Source organism: Eubacterium sp. 3_1_31 (assembly GCF_964249515.1).
GTDB classification, from domain to species: domain Bacteria; phylum Bacillota_I; class Bacilli_A; order Erysipelotrichales; family Erysipelotrichaceae; genus Longicatena; species Longicatena caecimuris.
Genome location: NZ_CAXUBY010000001.1, coordinates 60,941 through 78,193 on the forward strand (window position 1 = coordinate 60,941; position 17,253 = coordinate 78,193).

Annotated in this window: 15 protein-coding genes; 1 reads left to right on the forward strand and 14 read right to left on the reverse strand. The window is 37.6% G+C overall.

The window, feature by feature from the left end; genetic code table 11:
- Positions 1-14 precede the first annotated feature (14 nt).
- The 5 genes from ACESSZ_RS00305 to ACESSZ_RS00325 all read right to left on the reverse strand — a co-directional run bounded on the left by ACESSZ_RS00305 (position 15) and on the right by ACESSZ_RS00325 (position 6,241).
- Entirely contained in the window at positions 15-1,619 is a 1,605-nt protein-coding gene (locus ACESSZ_RS00305) for a single-stranded-DNA-specific exonuclease RecJ (RefSeq protein ID WP_017144658.1), read from the reverse strand.
- A gap of 247 nt (positions 1,620-1,866) precedes the next feature.
- Positions 1,867-2,109: a hypothetical protein gene (locus ACESSZ_RS00310; protein ID WP_008688283.1), complete on the reverse strand. Its 243-nt coding sequence runs from the start codon at positions 2,107-2,109 to the stop codon at positions 1,867-1,869.
- Positions 2,110-2,156: 47 nt separating this feature from the next.
- On the reverse strand, positions 2,157-3,374 hold the full coding sequence (gene thiI, locus ACESSZ_RS00315) for a tRNA uracil 4-sulfurtransferase ThiI (RefSeq protein ID WP_008688281.1): 1,218 nt from the start codon (positions 3,372-3,374) through the stop codon (positions 2,157-2,159).
- Positions 3,355-4,485 carry a cysteine desulfurase family protein gene (locus tag ACESSZ_RS00320; protein WP_008688279.1) on the reverse strand — a complete coding sequence of 377 codons (1,131 nt, stop codon included), beginning with the start codon at positions 4,483-4,485 and terminating at the stop codon, positions 3,355-3,357. Before ACESSZ_RS00320 ends, thiI begins: the two co-directional genes overlap by 20 nt.
- 1 nt (position 4,486) lies before the next feature.
- The gene (locus tag ACESSZ_RS00325) at positions 4,487-6,241 is read right to left on the reverse strand and encodes a septation ring formation regulator EzrA (protein ID WP_008688277.1); all 1,755 of its coding nucleotides are present in this window, start codon (positions 6,239-6,241) and stop codon (positions 4,487-4,489) included.
- A 329-nt stretch (positions 6,242-6,570) separates the two neighbouring features.
- On the opposite strand from ACESSZ_RS00325, the gene rpsD reads away from it, so the two are divergent.
- Positions 6,571-7,173, forward strand: a complete 603-nt coding sequence (rpsD, locus tag ACESSZ_RS00330) for a 30S ribosomal protein S4 (protein ID WP_008688275.1) — start codon at positions 6,571-6,573, stop codon at positions 7,171-7,173.
- Between the two features lie 130 nt (positions 7,174-7,303).
- On the opposite strand, the gene ACESSZ_RS00335 is transcribed toward rpsD, so the two are convergent.
- From ACESSZ_RS00335 to ACESSZ_RS00375, 9 genes are all read right to left on the reverse strand, one after another.
- Positions 7,304-8,401 (reverse strand): glycerol dehydrogenase, encoded by a 1,098-nt coding sequence (locus ACESSZ_RS00335; RefSeq protein ID WP_008688273.1) that lies wholly within the window; start codon positions 8,399-8,401, stop codon positions 7,304-7,306.
- A gap of 161 nt (positions 8,402-8,562) precedes the next feature.
- On the reverse strand, positions 8,563-8,913 hold the full coding sequence (locus ACESSZ_RS00340) for a hypothetical protein (protein WP_008688272.1): 351 nt from the start codon (positions 8,911-8,913) through the stop codon (positions 8,563-8,565).
- A gap of 226 nt (positions 8,914-9,139) precedes the next feature.
- Positions 9,140-9,466 carry a single-stranded DNA-binding protein gene (locus ACESSZ_RS00345; protein ID WP_008688269.1) on the reverse strand — a complete coding sequence of 109 codons (327 nt, stop codon included), beginning with the start codon at positions 9,464-9,466 and terminating at the stop codon, positions 9,140-9,142.
- Positions 9,467-9,642: 176 nt separating this feature from the next.
- On the reverse strand, positions 9,643-10,926 hold the full coding sequence (gene yfmH / locus ACESSZ_RS00350; protein ID WP_119983335.1) for an EF-P 5-aminopentanol modification-associated protein YfmH: 1,284 nt from the start codon (positions 10,924-10,926) through the stop codon (positions 9,643-9,645).
- On the reverse strand, positions 10,907-12,163 hold the full coding sequence (yfmF, locus tag ACESSZ_RS00355; protein ID WP_008688264.1) for an EF-P 5-aminopentanol modification-associated protein YfmF: 1,257 nt from the start codon (positions 12,161-12,163) through the stop codon (positions 10,907-10,909). The genes yfmH and yfmF overlap by 20 nt, the downstream gene beginning before the upstream one ends.
- 141 nt (positions 12,164-12,304) lie before the next feature.
- Positions 12,305-13,255: an ABC transporter permease gene (locus ACESSZ_RS00360; RefSeq protein ID WP_008688262.1), complete on the reverse strand. Its 951-nt coding sequence runs from the start codon at positions 13,253-13,255 to the stop codon at positions 12,305-12,307.
- The gene (locus tag ACESSZ_RS00365) at positions 13,252-14,355 is read right to left on the reverse strand and encodes an ABC transporter permease (RefSeq protein ID WP_008688260.1); all 1,104 of its coding nucleotides are present in this window, start codon (positions 14,353-14,355) and stop codon (positions 13,252-13,254) included. The genes ACESSZ_RS00360 and ACESSZ_RS00365 overlap by 4 nt, the downstream gene beginning before the upstream one ends.
- Positions 14,352-15,878, reverse strand: a complete 1,527-nt coding sequence (locus ACESSZ_RS00370) for an ABC transporter ATP-binding protein (RefSeq protein WP_008688258.1) — start codon at positions 15,876-15,878, stop codon at positions 14,352-14,354. The genes ACESSZ_RS00365 and ACESSZ_RS00370 overlap by 4 nt, the downstream gene beginning before the upstream one ends.
- Positions 15,879-16,167: 289 nt before the next feature.
- Complete coding sequence (locus tag ACESSZ_RS00375) at positions 16,168-17,235, reverse strand: BMP family lipoprotein (protein ID WP_008688256.1); 1,068 nt, start codon at positions 17,233-17,235, stop codon at positions 16,168-16,170.
- Positions 17,236-17,253: the final 18 nt, after the last annotated feature.

Consider the following 17,253-nt stretch of genomic DNA (forward strand, 5'->3'; position numbering starts at 1 on the left):
ATAAATTGCATCAGCTAATATGCCTTGGAGACGTAAATATTTACTTTTTTTCGTCCCATGAAAGAATTTATACGTAAATTTCCTATAAAATTCAGGGTCGCCTCTGGGTTATAGAATTCCCAATCGCGACTTTGAAACTGCATAGCTTCTAAATCATCAGATAAGATCCATTTGGTATGTGCTCCCTTGCTTAAGCTACGGCAATCCTGCACCTTCTGCTTTTCCAATAAGAACAACGGTTCTTCAAAACCTTCTCCAAATGGTGCTAATAACTGCAGACTCTCAACTTCTGCAATGGTAATTTCGCTTCGTTCCACAGCAATGACATCATAGCTACTATCATTATCAAATACAACCTGTTCCATACGGCTGTTAACATAATCTTGAATCACTTGTTTTTTATCATAAGAAAAGCCTATGCCTGCCGCTGCTTTATGTCCCCCAAAACTAACTAAAGAAGGTTTACATTCATCAAAAAACGTTGTCAGATCCAACAAACCTTGTGAACGAATACTTCCTTTAAAGTGATCCTGATTGCGGGCTGCCACCATAACTGGCATTTGCAATTCTTCAGCCAATTTTCCGGCCACAAGTCCAGCCATCCCTTCATGAAAAGAATCATCAAACAGTAATTGAAATCGATATTCCTCATGCACTAAGGTTTTGGCTTTTAAAAGCATATCATCACTCATGACTTTTCTTTTTTCATTCAAGTCATTTATTTGTTTTGCCACATGTTGAATTTCTTCCATAGATGTTGACAATAAATATTTTACCGTATTATTTACATTGACCATATCCGCTAATCGACCTGTCACATTTAGTTTCGGCACGATTTGATAAGCTATCAGCATCTCATCCCACTTAGGATAACGCTCTTTAGCCAGAAAACGGATTGGTGGACAGATACCCTGTTTTAAATAAGAAATACCTAATTTCACAATCGCTCTTGTTTCCTTATGCAAAGGCATGACATCCGCAATTGCCGCCACACATGCCAAAACGACATGTTCTTTTTTTTCACCAATCAATGCCCTGGAAAGCATCAAAGCCACACCTGCACCACTTAATGTCGTAAATGATTCTCCCATCAATGTTGGGTGCACCAGTTGCAAACATGTGACTTCTTCATCCATACTGTGATGATCTGTAACGATCACATCAATTCCCATCGTGTGTGCAAATGATAATGCCGTTTTCGCTTTCACACCGTTATCTACGGTTATTAAAAGTGTATAGCCCTTTTGTTTAGCCAAACCTACGGTATTCTCGTGTAAGCCATATCCTTCACTAAATCGATTTGGAATATAAAACCCACAATCAATCCCATAAGAGCGTAAAGCATCCACCATAATAGCGGTAGCGCAAATACCATCTGCATCATAGTCTCCACAAACCAATACTTTTTCTTTCTTTTGCTTTGCTTGATACAAACGATCAGCCACCTCTTTTACACCATTTGCACAAAACGGATCAGAGAGTTTAGGCTCCTGTAATAATGCTGCTATTTCATCATTGGCTAAACCTTTTGCTGCTAAGACCTTTGCGCATAAGGGAGGCAAACCAAAAGTACTCTGTATATCTTCCATTCGTTGTGTCGATAGCTTATTTATCTTCATTAATATCACCGTGATATATCATAGCATATTTCTTACCAATCCGCATGGAAAAGGCACGAAAAGAATTCCCCTATGTCATACTTTCTATTATGTTAAATCATCCAATAAAGCAATCTTCTTCAATGAGATTTCATTGAAACAATAAAGGATACTACTCTTCAAATAGTGTTTCTGTTAACAAAAGAAAAAAGCCACCAGAGCTTTCTGATGATTCAGAAGTCTGATGACTTTTTAATTACGCGTTTACTTAACGCTGGTTGTTGTTGGAATTGCTGTTGTTGAAACGATTGTTCTGCTGATTCTGGTTACGATTTCTCTGCTGGTTGTTGTTGAAATCATTTTTGAAATCAGAAGAAGAATGTTCACGATCGTATTCATTACGATGATTACGTTTTTCAGCTTCAACATCTGCACCTAATTCAATACCCATTTCGTACTGGTACAAATCTTGATCCTGTTTCTCATTCTGAAACTGTTTTCTTCTTTCCATTTTTATCACCTCACACAAATAGTATGGGTGAGGATAAACATCTTATACTAAAAAATATTTTCGTTTTCTTCTATCATGTTACGGCCTGGATATATATCCACACTTTCCATGCGAGCAATACAATCTTCTATAAGAGACGTAAAATCAAATCGTCCCTCTAAACGCTCTGCACGATGTTTCGTTGGCTTTGTAACCGGATTTTTTGGTGTAAATATCGTACAGCAGTCTTCAAATGGCTGTATCGATATATCATATGTTCCGATTTTTTGTGAAATATCAATAATTTCTAATTTATCCAAACAAGCAACCGGACGAATCACCGGCATATCTGTAACACAATTGATCGTTTGCATGCTTTCCAACGTCTGACTGGCCACTTGTCCAATGCTCTCCCCATTCACGATTGCGAGGCAATTTTGCTTTTGGGCCACACGTTCTGCAATTCGATACATCATCCTGCGCATGATCGTGATTGCATAAGATTCATCACAATTTTTATAAATGGCCAACTGTAAATCCGTAAAAGGAATAATATGCAAACGGATATGTCCCTGATATGGAGCTATTGCTCTTGCTAATTCAAGCACTTTATCCTGTGCAGCCTGTGAAGTATACGGTGGAGATGCGTAGTGAATACATTCAATAGCGACCCCACGTTTCATCGTCATGTAGCAAGCCACTGGTGAATCTATGCCACCACTTAACATTACCAAGGCTTTTCCGCCTACTCCTACCGGATAACCACCATTACCTTTGATTTTTCCTGTCATGATATAGGTTGCCTCTTGATGCAATTCAATCTGTATGCGTAACTGTGGTTCTCTTACATTTACCTTTATATCTGTATTACGTAAAATTTCTCCAGCAACTTCTCGATTTATTTCATCCGATACCATAGGAAATTGTTTAAAACTTCTCCTAGCCTCAATCTTAAAGGTTTGCGCATCACTTTGTTTTGCCAACACTAGGCATGTTTGTTTGATGACTTCAATATCACTTGCCACCTTCACCGCAAAGGAAAAGGATGAAATGCCAAACACCTGTTGCAAATGTTTTGCTACTGCTTCATGATCTTCACCATTTAGCATGATATACATACGATCATGCGTACGTTCGTATGTCAATTCATTAAAATCTCGTAATGCATTTTTTACATTCGTCAGTAATCGCTTAATGAAATCTTTGCGATTTTTTCCTTTGGTGGATAACTCACCAAAGCGGACCAAAATATGGTCATACGTCAATTTATTTTGTTCGATAGTCATGATGGATCTCCTTTAGTGCTTTTATAAACTTTTCCACTTCATCTTTTGTTGTCATATGTGATAAGGAAACACGAATCGCATGCGTCGCACGTACTTCCCCTAACCCCATTGCCAGTAGCACATGGGAAATCGCCTTACTTTTACTTGAACAAGTACTTTGGGCAGAAACACAAAAACCCTTTGCATTTAATGCGTTTAACATTACCTCACTGCCAATCTTCAAATCAGAAAAATTCAATATGAAACAAGAGGCATCCGCCGGGCTATTGATGACCATATCTTCTATATTTTCAATTTCCCTTCGTAAATATATGTTTAATTCTTGTACATACTGATAAGCTTTTTCCTGTTCCTCTAATGCCAAACGCAGTGTTTTGGCAAATACGATATTTGTTGGCGCATTACTTGTTCCAGCGCGCAATCCTTGCTCTTGCTGACCGCCACTAAGTAACGGCAATAATTCAATATTGCGTTTCTTATATAGAATGGCACTTCCTTTCAAACCATAAATTTTATGAGCTGAGAAGGTTGCCATATCTACATCGTGTAAAGAAATGGGTATCTTTCCTAATCCTTGTACACCATCCATATGAAAAACGGCACGCGAATAGGCATGTACATATGCTGCACATTCTTTAATAGGATTGATAGCCCCCGTTTCATTGTTCACAAGCATCATCGATACAAGTATGGTGTCCTTGCGCAATGCCTTTTTTAGATCTTCCAAATGTATCGTTCCATCGGCATAAACAGGAAGATACGTCACTTCAAAGCCAAACGTTTCTTTTAACTGTTCTAATGCATTATGGATACTGGAATGTTCTACACAGGTTGAGATGATATGCTTCCCTCTGTGGGCATTTTTCCAAGCAAACCCTTTCATTGCATAGTTGTTAGATTCACTCGCACAGGAAGTAAAAAGAATTTCATCCTTTTGCACATGGAAAAGCTGTGCAATTGCTGCACGGCTTTGTTCCATTAATTTTGCTGTAGCCCTTCCTACATCATGTAATGAATCACTATTTCCATAATAGTTTTCTAATAACATTTGATATGTTTCACGTACTTCTTTGCGAATTGGCGTTGTGGATGCATAATCTAAATAGATCATCTTATGCCTCCTCTTTCAATAGATGCGGATCTTTTTTAGCAATTAATTTTTCATAAGCACCCGGATGCATCTTTTCAATACATTGAATACTAATTTTTAAAGCTTTGGTGTATTGTCCATTACGGAAACACAGATCGGCACGTGTCAGTTCTGAATCAATATCGGGATATGTCGATCGATAACGATTACCAAAGACAATGGCATTTTCTACCATCACTGCCATGCCAACTAAATTATTCACACTATTATATAAAGTATAAATATAATCAATGGCTTTACGCAACTCTGCATTCAAATGTTTTACATCTAACGGCGAATTATCCAAAATCACATGAATGTCCTTGATCATCACTTCCCCGCGATGCAAATCATCCTCATATTTTTTCGATACACTTGGTAAGCGATGTTTGCTCATTTTCACCCGGATCTCATTCAAAATCAACTGTAGTTTTACCATTTGTTTCTTCGCTCGTTCTTCATCACTGCAAGCTGTATCTAATTTTTGTTTCATTTCGCTTACTTCATTATGAAAAACAGCACTGCTTTGTTCCAATTCTTTATAAGCGATCAGAATAGAGGTATATGGCTCTTTCTGTTCCTGGATAACTAGCTGTAGTTTTCTTTGCATATCGTTTAATACAGCTAGCTTTGCATTGACCTCTTTTAAACGATCGGTCCAGTTCTCAAAGCCAAATCGTTCATATACACGATTATAGAGTTCCTCAATTCCCTCAACATCTGCATTCATGGTTTTTACACTATCAAAAAGAATGTCCAGGTTTTCATCTACCTCATCAAATGCTTTTTCTTCTTTGGTAATCTGCTCTTGCAATTGAATAATACGTTTTTCACAATCATTTAGATCTTCATTAACTCCATCTGGTTTCCCATTACGTAGACGATTTAAACTTTCTTTCAGCATATCGCTGACGAAGTCAAGATTTTTATGAACTTCTAAATGTTCCAGATAAACCCCTTTATTCTTTGCTTGTGCATATGCATAACCGACTTCATCGATTGCTCTAGGTAACACACCTTTTGCACGTTCATACATACCTGGAAGTATGTCTACCAAATCATTTAGATGAGCAATGTGCTCGCGAATTTCTTTTTGTTCATCAGCAGCTTTGTTGAATTCTGAAGCAAACATCCATTCTTCAAACGATGAAAACATCTTTTCTATGTTAGCAATTTCCATCTCCAGATATTCATACGACTGTGCATAAGATGCTCGGTTTTCTGAAATCTTTCGTTTGATCAAACGGAATTCATCTTTTAATCTATTAATATGTACACGCTGCTCGTTTTCCTGTTCTAATACCTCATCCAATGCTTTATTCACATTCGCTACACGTGATTCCAAAAGCGTCAATTCTTTATCTAAAGCCTCCATGCGATTTAAGGCTGTCTTTACCTTATGCACATAGATCAAATCATCTATTTCGGCCAGCTGCACACTGCTTTCTTTCAGTTTATCCTGAATTTCATCAAAGTCATTACGGCAACTATCTACCCCTTCCGCCATCAATTCATTGACTCTTGATAATGCAACTGCTTTATTTAATTTAAATGCCAAAGGTATGCCTTTTAAGTTGTTGTAACGAATCTCACAATCATCCAATTGCTTCTTAGCTTTCTTTTGGCGAATGACCATCATGATAATCGTCAAAATGATGATAGCGATGATAGCAGCAACGATCCAAATCAATATATCTAGTGATACGACATTTTTTATATTATTTATAAAATTCTCCATAAGGCACCTCTTTCATCCACATTCATTGCTTATATTGTATCATAATTCTGTAAAAATGAGAAAACAAAATTCATCGAGATCTAGAATTCTTATGGTAAATAATGCAAGGAACCATTTGACAACATTTCCACTTTCTGATACACTATAATGGCGTAAAATTGATAGCAGCATGCAAAGTCTTACACAAGCGCGTCTTTGACGTAATACATATACGGGATATCACGTAACTCGGCTGCCTAAGAGCGAAGATATCGTAAGCGAAGACACCAGGTAATGATGATTTGTACTGTTATTGTTTTATAGCCATAAAACAATAAGGAGGACATGAAATGTCAAGAGTAAAAGGACCAGTTTGGAAAACATCCCGTCGTTTGGGTTTCTCAATTCTGGAAACTGGAGAAGAACTTCAGAAACGTGCATACGCACCAGGTCAGCACGGACCTACGAAACGTGTAAAATTAACGAACTATGGTTTACAGTTGCGTGAAAAACAGAAAATCCGCTACATGTATGGATTAAATGAACGTCAGTTCCATAATCTGTTTGTTAAAGCTAGTAAAATGAAAGGTGTAACAGGTGAAAACTTCTTAAACCTGTTAGAATCTAGATTAGATAACTTAGTATATCGTTTAGGATTTGCCCGTACACGTCGCGCTGCTCGTCAGCTGGTTAACCACGGACACATTTTAGTAAACGGTAAGAAAGTTGATATTCCTAGCTTTATCGTAAAACCAGGAACAACGATCGAAGTTAAAGAAAAATCTAAGAACTTAGCAGCCATCAACGAAGCATTGGAAGCTTGCTTAAATACAGTAGCATTCGTAGACGTTGATAAAGATGCTAAAAAAGGTACTTACCTGCGCTTACCTGAACGTAGCGAACTGAACCAGGAAGTAAACGAACTGCTGGTAGTAGAATTCTACAACAGATAATGTTCATAAAAACCGGAGCAATCCGGTTTTTTTATTTATTAATAGTCTTATGTTATATATGAAGCCTATCAAAAAAAACATCTGCTATTATCTTATTAGATATTGCAGATGTTTTAACTTTCTTCTCTTTTTAAATGCCTAAGAAATAATGTCCATAAGCATCCGCTGCCAGAATAGCATCACAAACGGTTGCTGGTGTAACCTCAAATGGCATATTGTGTAATGTGTCATTTTCAGCACAAGCAGCTTCTGCCACGGCCATAATTTTTTCTTTCGTGACTTCGTGAACACCTAACTGCTGTAAAGTGACTGGCAAGCCTAATGCGATGCAGAATTCAATGATTTCCTGCAATTCCTGCGCATCAACATTTTCCAACACAAGTTGTGTGATGGTACCAAATGCCACTTTTTCCCCATGATACATTGCATGACATTCTTCTAATACTGTTAAGCCATTATGAATCGCATGGGCACCAGCCAAACCAGCACTTTCAAAGCCGATTCCAGATAATAATGTATTTGCTTCGATAATTTTTTCAACTGCTGGTGTACACGCTTTTGCCTCTAGTGCTATTTTTGCCTTAACACCCTCTTCCATCAGTGTATCAAAGCACAATCTTGCTAAGGCCATCGCTGCCTGTGTTGTCTTACCTCCTGCACAACTCATTGCATCACTTTGCTCACAAGCACGTGCCTCAAAATAAGTTGCTAAGGCATCTCCGATTCCTGCCATCGTTAAACGTACAGGAGATTGTACAATAATATCTGTATCCATTAAAACCATGTTTGGATTTGCTGGTAAAAACAGATATTCTTCAAAAACACCATCATCCGTATAAATAACAGATAAGGCGCTGCAAGGTGCATCTGTAGAAGCAATGGTAGGACAAATAAGCACAGGCGTTTTCTCATAATATGCCACAGCTTTTGCCGTATCAAATATTTTTCCTCCACCTACTCCAATGATGCAATCACATTTTGTTTCTTTCATGATATTGCATAAACGAGTGATTTCATTTTTGCTGCACTCCCCATGAAAAAAGTCAAAATGATATTCACAAGTACTCTTTGCAAAGCTATCTTCGATCATTTTACCAATACGTTTATAGCCGCCATCACTAATAAGAATCAAAGCCTTTTTCCCATACCCTTGCGTATAGCTTCCCAGTTTTTTCAGTTCCTTAGGTCCTTGCACATATTTACTAGGACTGATTAAGATTTTTGCCACGATAGAATCCTCCTTATTGTCTATACCTATCAATATTTTATATAGAGTAATAGAAATTGTCAATAATTGTCAGAATGTTATGATATTAATGTTGTCAATTAAAAAGAAAAGTGCAGCCATCAATGCTACACTTTTCCTAACATCAATTCATGTATTGGTAGTTAACACACCAAATCTTTTTTTAATGCCTCTTGCAGATTGCGGGCATGACGTACAGCTTCGTGATAATCAAGATTATTGCGGATTAATGGTGTTTCATTCATTAACAACAATTCTCTTGTCTCATCTTCAAAACATACTTGTACTGCCACATTGACTTTTTCATTGCCATTTCCTAAACTGCTACTAGCCGCATTTGCAATCGCGTTAGCAACTTCAACACCGCCAGACTTTAAGACAGGTGATATAATAACTTCAACTTTAGCCTTAGCCGGCAAGGAATGATGATTTTCTGACTTTGTAAAGAGTATTTCGTGCGAATCTGTTATTTTATAAAACAAATCTTTTTTCATTTTCCATACCTCCTTTTTACATAAGTCATCTCTTACTTCTATTATGCTCCATCTCTTGTAAAAGTCAATGACATGCAAATAGTTTTCTTATATGTTATTAAGCAAATGGATTTTTCCCTTTTTTGATATAGCAAACCAATGTGCGCTCATAGTTTGATACGCATTCTTATGAATTTAAAAAAGAGCAATACTATAATAATACTTAAAAAAACGGGACAAAAGCTGTTTAGCTTTGCCCCTCTCTTTGTATCAATGATACATATTCAGCAATAATATCATAAGATCGATGTTGCTGCCCATCATTACCTTCAAACGTATGCGATTGTATTCTTCCCTTCACTGCTACCGTGTCACCCTTTTGAGCAACCTCGGAAGTCGTTTGGGCAATTCCTTTCCATAACGTAACTGCCAAAGTGTCAACTTCATACACTCCTTCACTGTTAGGAAATGCTCTTCGTACATTAATCTCCATCACGGCGAATTTATTTCCCATCGCTGATTCACGAAGTTTTGGAGGTTCGACAATATTTCCCACAAAAGCCACTAGATTCATATAAATAATCTCCTTTCACAACATTTGTTGTCTCTTTATGGCTTACATTATGTCAAAGGATGCTCCTTTATGCAATTTCACGTATTTGTATGAAATAAAGAAAAAAGATGAAATCAAGCTGATTATTTATACTCTTTCCAACCTATTTCATCTCTATTTTACTAATTTGGTTAAAGTTACTTGCTTTTTTCTGGCAATAACGTAACGATACTGCAATGTCCCTGCTTTAGCTTATTTGCTGCAGCTTTAATATCTTTTTCATCAATAGCATCCAGAATATCCATCGAAGAAAAGAAATCTGTCTTATCAAAGTAGCAACGAGCTGATGTAATGACAATATCATCAAAACTGTTTAAGCTTCGTATCGCTTGTCCAAAATAACGTCGTTTCAATTGCTGTAACACTTTTTTATCAATATCGCCAGATTCCATACGCTTTAATGTATCCTGTACAATTTCTTTAAATTTTTCTTGTTTTAATGTTTCGGCGTAAAACATAATCATTCCATAATCTTTTCCTAAGTCTACTTCACAGCCCACATAGTCATTAAAAATCTTATCATCTAACCATGTTTGAAAATCTGGATACAACGAACTGAAATAGGCATCGAGCAATATACGAATACACCATTCTTCCTTCATGCGTTGGGATACATCCTCTACACCATCTAACTTATAGGCGATGGATACCTTTGGCAACGTAACATCCATTGAAAATGTATAAGTCTCACGTGCTGGCTTTTCACTTTCATCAAATTCTAACCGTTTGATACCTGCCATTTTAGGGAATTTTTTACCACTCTGATTTTCGCGTATGATTTTCATTATATTCTCAGGATCTTCGCTGCAAACACCCACCAACACCATATTGCTAGGATGATAATTAATACGATAACATTCTTCTAACTGTTCTAAAGTAATGGATTGCACACTGTCATCATCACCGCCAATATCATAGCGTAGTGGATGATTTTTATACAAGGATGCATATGTTTCCATCAGCAAACGCGAATCGCTCATTTGTTTATACATATGGAGTTCTTGTATGATGATACCCTTCTCTTTCTCTACACTTTCTTCATCAATGGCAAGTTCTTGCACAAAATCAAGTAATAGTTTCAATGGTTCCTCGATTGCATTACTTGTGGTGAAATAATATGCCGTTTCTGTATAGGAGGTAAAAGCATTGACATTTGCCCCCATTGTTGAAAAAGCATCCATGACATCCCCATCTTTCATTTCGAACATCTTATGTTCAAGAAAATGAGCAATACCGGCAGGGAAATGATATTCTTTACCATTTTCATCAACCTGTTTCATATCCATGGCACCTAAAGGGGTTACCATCATAAACATGGATTTCACATAATCTTTTTTTTGCCAAAGGATAACATGCAGACCATTTTCTAAAGTTTCTTCAAAGCGCGTTTCTTGATAACGCTCATTCACAATTTTCTTCATCGTCATCCTCCTTTGTCACTACGACTCCCATCTTATACTCACAACGCTTCATGACTTCCATAACTTCCTCACGCGTTACCTTCTCTACCATATCCATCAAATCTGATACACTATAATCCCTTTGTAATAAAGCATTTTGATAAGCGAATGCCATCAAAGAATACATGCTATCCTCACTGGCTTTTAAAGAATTAATGACCATACGTTTACTGGTATTTAACAAATCTTCGCTAAAATCCCCCTCACAAACACGGTGGAATTGTGTTTGAATTAATTCCATTGTTTTATCGATATGTTCTTTCTCAATTCCTGTAGTCACTCCCATAGCACCATCATAGCTAATCAAGTTCGAAAAAATGGAATAACACAAGCTGCGTTTTTCACGAACTTCTTGAAAAAGTAAAGATGTTGAATATTGTCCAAACACAGCATTTGCCACACGTAATGCATAATATTTTTCATCGGTAATCGGGGTATGGGTAAACCAGGTCATCATGATGTAGCTTTGTGAAATATGTTTGGTTAATCGTTTAGTCTCACTCTTTCGCTCATTTTCAACACAATACCAGCTTTGCATTTGCGTATTACGCGGTGTGAAACGCAGTGTTTCTTTTACCAACTTTAAAATGCTATCTTCTTCTATGTCACCACAAACAAGAATATCGATTAAATCTTCTTTCATCATCTCTTGATAAATCTGTTGAATATCGGATAGTGTCAATTGTTCAACTTGCTCATAAGTTCCAAGCGCCGAGATTCCTAAAGGCGTTCCCTTGCCTGCCTCTTGTAAACCGCATGTAATAGCATATTGTGATGGATCATCTTGCATTCGTTTGATTTTTGCCAACAAGATTTCTTTGTTTTCATGAAACACCTCTTCTTTGAGCAACGGTGAGAAAATAACCTCATGGAGAAACGCAAAGGTATCTTCTAACAGGGTGTTTTCTTCATTTAGAAAAGATGGATTAATGATTTTTGAACGTAGTTCAATGATCTGACTTGCACCAAAACCGGCTGTTTGAGCTGTTAAAGTCGCACCATAAAGCTCATCCTGCATCTCACTCATCTTTAATTTTGTATCATATTTCTGACAGCGGTCTACCAACATGAGTGCCAGTAATGAGCGCTTTGCTGATTTACCATCTTGTAAGGTATTGCGAAAGCGCACACTGATGCCGATATCTTTAAACTTTGTAGTTGGAATAAATTGTACCTGAATGCCATTTGTTATTTGCATATCTTCTACCTCCGTAGTTATTAGTATGAACAATCAAATTATTTTTATATCATTATTGGCATATTATACCATATACAATACAAAAAAAGAACCGTCGGCAATAGCAGACGACGATTCTATCAGATTATTTTGACATTCTTTTTAACGTTTACCTGAATCATATATCTCACCAGATGCCTTAGGTCCTACGGAACTGCGGGCAAATAGCAATAAGGCGATAATTGTCAACAGATATGGCAAAGCAAAGAATACTTCACTAGGCAGCGATTTTAAGAAGGGAATCTGTCCAGAATAATCACTCAACACCTGTGAGAAACCAAAGAAGATACCGGCCCCTAAACAGCCAAATGGTTTCCACTTACCAAAAATCAAACATGCCATGGATATAAAACCAATTCCATGAATAGAGAATACGGTAAACTGAACATCCAATGACAGTACCATGATAGCACCTGCTAAACCACCTAAGCAACCGGAAATCAAGACACCGATATAGCGCATTTTTTCCACATGGATTCCCATGGAAGCACTGGCTTGCGGATACTCACCACAAGAGCGCAGATGCAGACCAAACTTTGTCTTAAATACAACGAACCAGGTAATGATTGCTAAAGCAATCGCTAAATAAAAGGTTGGAAATACATTTGTGAAGAATAATGGTCCAAGTACTGGTATATCCTTTAAAACGGGCACTGATATTCTTGAAAAGCTTTCAATGAATTGTTCAGAACGCTGTGCATTAAAGATAATCTGACATAGATAGACAGTAAGTCCTGTTGATAGCATATTTAATGCAGTACCAGAAATGGTTTGATCTGCTTTTAAACTTACAGATACAAAAGCATGTATTAAAGAATACAGACAACCTGCCAACAAACCGGCTAAAATACCAATCCAAGGTGCTAAACTACCAAAAGAACTTTCCAACAATAAAGAAACGGTAGCACCAAAGAAGGCTCCAACAAGCATAATGCCTTCCAATGCAATATTTACTATACCGCTTCGTTCAGAAAACAATCCACCTAGTGCACATATAACAATTGGAGTAGCGACACCAAGTGCCAAAGGAAACATCTGAAATAATAAGGTCATACACTCTTCTCTCCCTTCGGCTCTTTTGCGTCCTTTTTATGACGCAATTTCGATAACTTATCTAATATAATGCGAATGCCATACTGCATTGCCACAAATAATACGATAGCAGCTGATATAATCTCTCCGATTTCCTTAGGAATACCTACGGATTGTAAGATTGGCTGTGCCACCTTTAACAAACCGAACAATAAGCCAGCTAATACAACACCAATAGCATTGCAGGCACCCGTTAAGGCAACGGCAATACCATCAAAACCATAATTTTCAAAAGAAGATAATACACGTCCATAGTTAAAAGTTCCAAGGGAAATGATCGCACCGGCTAAGCCAGCCATTGCACCAGCAATCATCATAGAATAGACGATGTTACGCTCTACCTTCATACCGGCATAACGAGCACCTTCTTTATTAAATCCCGTAGCACGCAAGCCATATCCAAAGCTTGTTTTCTCAATGATAAACCAATATGCCAAAACAGCTAGGATGACAAAGAAAATACCTAGATTTAAACGCGAATGATTTGTCAAAGATTCAAAGAAAGAATTACTTAAGCTTGCTGATTCCGGTATCAAAGCTGTTCGTGACGTATCCGAGCCCGGAAGTTGAACATATACATAATTAGCTAAGTACATACCGATATAATTCATCATAATACAAATAACAACTTCATGAAGATTAAACTTACTCTTCAAGATTCCCGGCAAAAAGCCCCATGCAGCCCCCGCAAGTATGCCTGCCAATACAGAAACGAGCATATGAACAACAGGAATCTGTGGGAATAAGACGGCAGTTGCAATAGATGCGCAAGCTCCCACCATTAGCTGCCCTTCTGCACCGATATTAAACAAACCGGTACGATAAGCAAAGGCAACCGATAGTCCCGTTAAAATAATTGGCATACTAGCAACAATAAATTCACCGATATAACGCGGATTGATAGAGCCACCTTTGATTAAATCTAGACCACTGGCACCACGCACTAAACCATAAAACAAATAGAAAGGATCACGTCCTGTTAAGAGAAGGATAACAACTCCTAACAAAACACCAAACAGAATTGCCAGAAGTGATATTTTTAAAGCATCTTTATTTTTCATTCATCTTCACTTCCCTTCTTTGAACCTGACATATAAAGACCCAATTCCTTGTCATCCGTATCTTTTGCCAGCATTTCCCCATTTTTATGTCCGTCAAATAGAACAACAATACGATCGGAAAGATCCAGAACTTCATCTAACTCAAAAGATACTAGAAGAACGGCTTTTCCTGCATCACGCTCAGCGATGATTCTTTTATGTATGTATTCAATTGCCCCAACATCTAAACCACGCGTTGGTTGTACGACTAATAACAAATCAGGACTGCGCTCAATCTCACGGGCAATAATTGCTTTTTGCTGATTACCACCGGACATACTGCGTGTAAGGGAATCCTTGCCTTCACCGCTTCGCACATCAAATTCTTCAATCAGTTTATCCGCATACGCATCCATAACATCTTGTTGCATGATCATATTTTTACAATATGGCTTACGATCATATTCATGAATAATAAAGTTTTCTTTTAAATGAAAATCAAGTATGAGCCCATGCTTATGACGATCTTCTGGTATATGTCCCATGCCTTTATCAAAACGATCACGAATGCTTGTATGGGTAATATTTTCACCCTTTAAAAGAATTTCACCGCTTTCTACAGAGGTCAAACCGCTTAATGCATGCACAAGTTCTTCCTGTCCATTTCCATCAATACCAGCAATACCAACGATTTCCCCTGCACGCACGCTTAAATTAAAATCCTTAAGTCCTAAGACGCCTTTACTGTTTTTTACATTCAGATGTCTTGTTTCCAAAACTACCTCACCAGGAGCATGTGGCCCTTTTTCTACCTTAAAATTCACTTCACGACCGACCATCATTTCGGCCATTTGCTGTGTCGATGTTTCCGCAACATTGACCGTACCGATATATTTTCCACGACGCAATACACTGCACTCATCAGCAACTTGCTTGATTTCATTCAGCTTATGTGTGATAAGCAAAATACTTTTTCCTTCTTTAATCAGCTTTTGCATGATTTCCATCAAATCTTCAATTTCCTGTGGTGTTAATACAGCAGTAGGTTCATCAAAAATCAAAATGTTTGCATTGCGGTAGAGCATTTTTAATATTTCTACACGCTGTTGCATGCCGACCGTAATATCGGAAATTTTGGCATATGGATCAACATTTAAACCATACATCTTAGAAAATTCTTCGATTTTCTTCGCCGCTGATTTAATATCTACCATACCAAATTTGGTAGGTTCCATACCAAGGATGATATTTTCAGTAACTGTAAAGCATTCCACCAGTTTAAAATGCTGGTGCACCATACCAATGCCTAGCTGGGTTGCATCATTTGGATCATTGATCTTGACTTCTTTGCCATTTACCTTGATCGTCCCGCTGGTTGGCTGATATAAGCCAAACAAAATGGACATCAGTGTGGATTTTCCTGCACCATTTTCACCAAGCAAAGCATGAATGCTCCCTTGCTTTAGGCGTACAGTCACATTGTCATTTGCACGAATACCAGGAAAATCTTTTGTGATATTCAGCAGTTCAACTGCATAAGTCATAGGTTTCCTCCTTTAGATTCATGAAAACAATATACGAAAATAATGTTTTCGTTATAGCAAATTATGCGTACTCATATCTTACTAGGGATTCACACACTCCAAGTAGTAGACGATTTACGCGAATGATTGCTCATTACTGATTTATTATATCATATTTTTTATTAGGAAATATACAAAAACAGACAGGAAAAGAATAACTTTTTTATCTTTACGTCTTTCTCTCTATCCTTTCCTTCGTGCAAAAAAAAAGTCCCTCACAAGAGAGACTTTATCACATATGTAGAATTAATTAACCATTGCTTCCCGGAGCAATCGTACGTTCTGCAGAAACTTTGATTTCACCAGATTTGATTTTAGCAGATGCATCTTCAACAGCTTTCTTGATGTCATCAGACAGGTTAGGGTTTTCATCAGGTAAACCTACACCATCATTTGAACTGTCATAAGTCTGCAAACCAGCTTTAAACTTGTTGTCCAATACAGATTTAGAAACAGCCTCTGTAACAGCATCTACACGTTTCAAAGCAGAAGTTAAAGTTACAGATTTATTTTCTTTCTTATCATAGATACCTGTGCTGAACTGATCGGAATCAACACCGATAACCCAAACTTTTTCACCTTTTTTAGCGCGGTCTTTGGCTGCAGCGAAGACACCGTTGCCAGTACCACCTGCTGCGTGATAAATAACCTTAGCGCCTGCAGAGTAATGTTTTTCAGCTAAAGATGTACCTTTTTCCGTTTTATCATAACCACCAGCATAATCTACATAAATCTTGATGTTTTTATCTACTGATTTAACACCTTGTTCAAAACCAGCCTGGAAAGCACGAATCAAATCAACATCTTCACCACCGATAAAGCCAACAGCATTTCCGCCTTCAGCCTTTGCCTGCATAGCTGCAGCTACACCAGCTAAATAAGAAGATTCTTCTGCTTTAAAGGTAGCACTCTGTACGTTTTCAGAATCAATCACCGTATCGATGACCAAGAATTTTGTATCTGGGTTTGCTTTTGATACATTTGCCATTGCATCATTAAATTTATAACCAGCAGCAACAACTAAATCATACCCATCTTCTGATAACTGATTCAGGTTTGGTTCATAGTCAGCATCACCTTTTGATTGTAGATACTTGATGCAGTCCGTACTGATATTATTGTCTTTTGCGAACTTCTCAATACCTTTCCATGAACCCTCATTGAATGAGTGGTCATCAATACCACCGGTATCAGTAACAAAGCCGATTTTTACCGGACAGTCTTTCTTCTTGCTGTCACCATCGTCTTTGCTGCCGCAACCGGCAAGAGTTGTCGCAGCCATCATCGCGACCAAACTCAGTTTTGCAAATTTGTTCATAAGGTTCTCCTCCATTTA

What these genes read in the sequence shown, in the direction of transcription:
- ACESSZ_RS00345 (WP_008688269.1), bottom strand. Translation starts at nt 9,466, where the DNA reads ATGAATCTAGTGGCTTTTGTGGGAAATATTGTCGAACCTCCAAAACTT.
- ACESSZ_RS00360 (WP_008688262.1), bottom strand. Translation starts at nt 13,255, where the DNA reads ATGACCTTATTATTTCAGATGTTTCCTTTGGCACTTGGTGTCGCTACT.
- ACESSZ_RS00310 (WP_008688283.1), bottom strand. Translation starts at nt 2,109, where the DNA reads ATGGAAAGAAGAAAACAGTTTCAGAATGAGAAACAGGATCAAGATTTG.
- rpsD (WP_008688275.1), top strand. Translation starts at nt 6,571, where the DNA reads ATGTCAAGAGTAAAAGGACCAGTTTGGAAAACATCCCGTCGTTTGGGT.
- ACESSZ_RS00325 (WP_008688277.1), bottom strand. Translation starts at nt 6,241, where the DNA reads ATGGAGAATTTTATAAATAATATAAAAAATGTCGTATCACTAGATATA.
- ACESSZ_RS00340 (WP_008688272.1), bottom strand. Translation starts at nt 8,913, where the DNA reads ATGAAAAAAGATTTGTTTTATAAAATAACAGATTCGCACGAAATACTC.
- yfmH (WP_119983335.1), bottom strand. Translation starts at nt 10,926, where the DNA reads ATGAAGAAAATTGTGAATGAGCGTTATCAAGAAACGCGCTTTGAAGAA.
- yfmF (WP_008688264.1), bottom strand. Translation starts at nt 12,163, where the DNA reads ATGCAAATAACAAATGGCATTCAGGTACAATTTATTCCAACTACAAAG.
- ACESSZ_RS00320 (WP_008688279.1), bottom strand. Translation starts at nt 4,485, where the DNA reads ATGATCTATTTAGATTATGCATCCACAACGCCAATTCGCAAAGAAGTA.
- thiI (WP_008688281.1), bottom strand. Translation starts at nt 3,374, where the DNA reads ATGACTATCGAACAAAATAAATTGACGTATGACCATATTTTGGTCCGC.
- ACESSZ_RS00375 (WP_008688256.1), bottom strand. Translation starts at nt 17,235, where the DNA reads ATGAACAAATTTGCAAAACTGAGTTTGGTCGCGATGATGGCTGCGACA.
- ACESSZ_RS00370 (WP_008688258.1), bottom strand. Translation starts at nt 15,878, where the DNA reads ATGACTTATGCAGTTGAACTGCTGAATATCACAAAAGATTTTCCTGGT.
- ACESSZ_RS00365 (WP_008688260.1), bottom strand. Translation starts at nt 14,355, where the DNA reads ATGAAAAATAAAGATGCTTTAAAAATATCACTTCTGGCAATTCTGTTT.
- ACESSZ_RS00305 (WP_017144658.1), bottom strand. Translation starts at nt 1,619, where the DNA reads ATGAAGATAAATAAGCTATCGACACAACGAATGGAAGATATACAGAGT.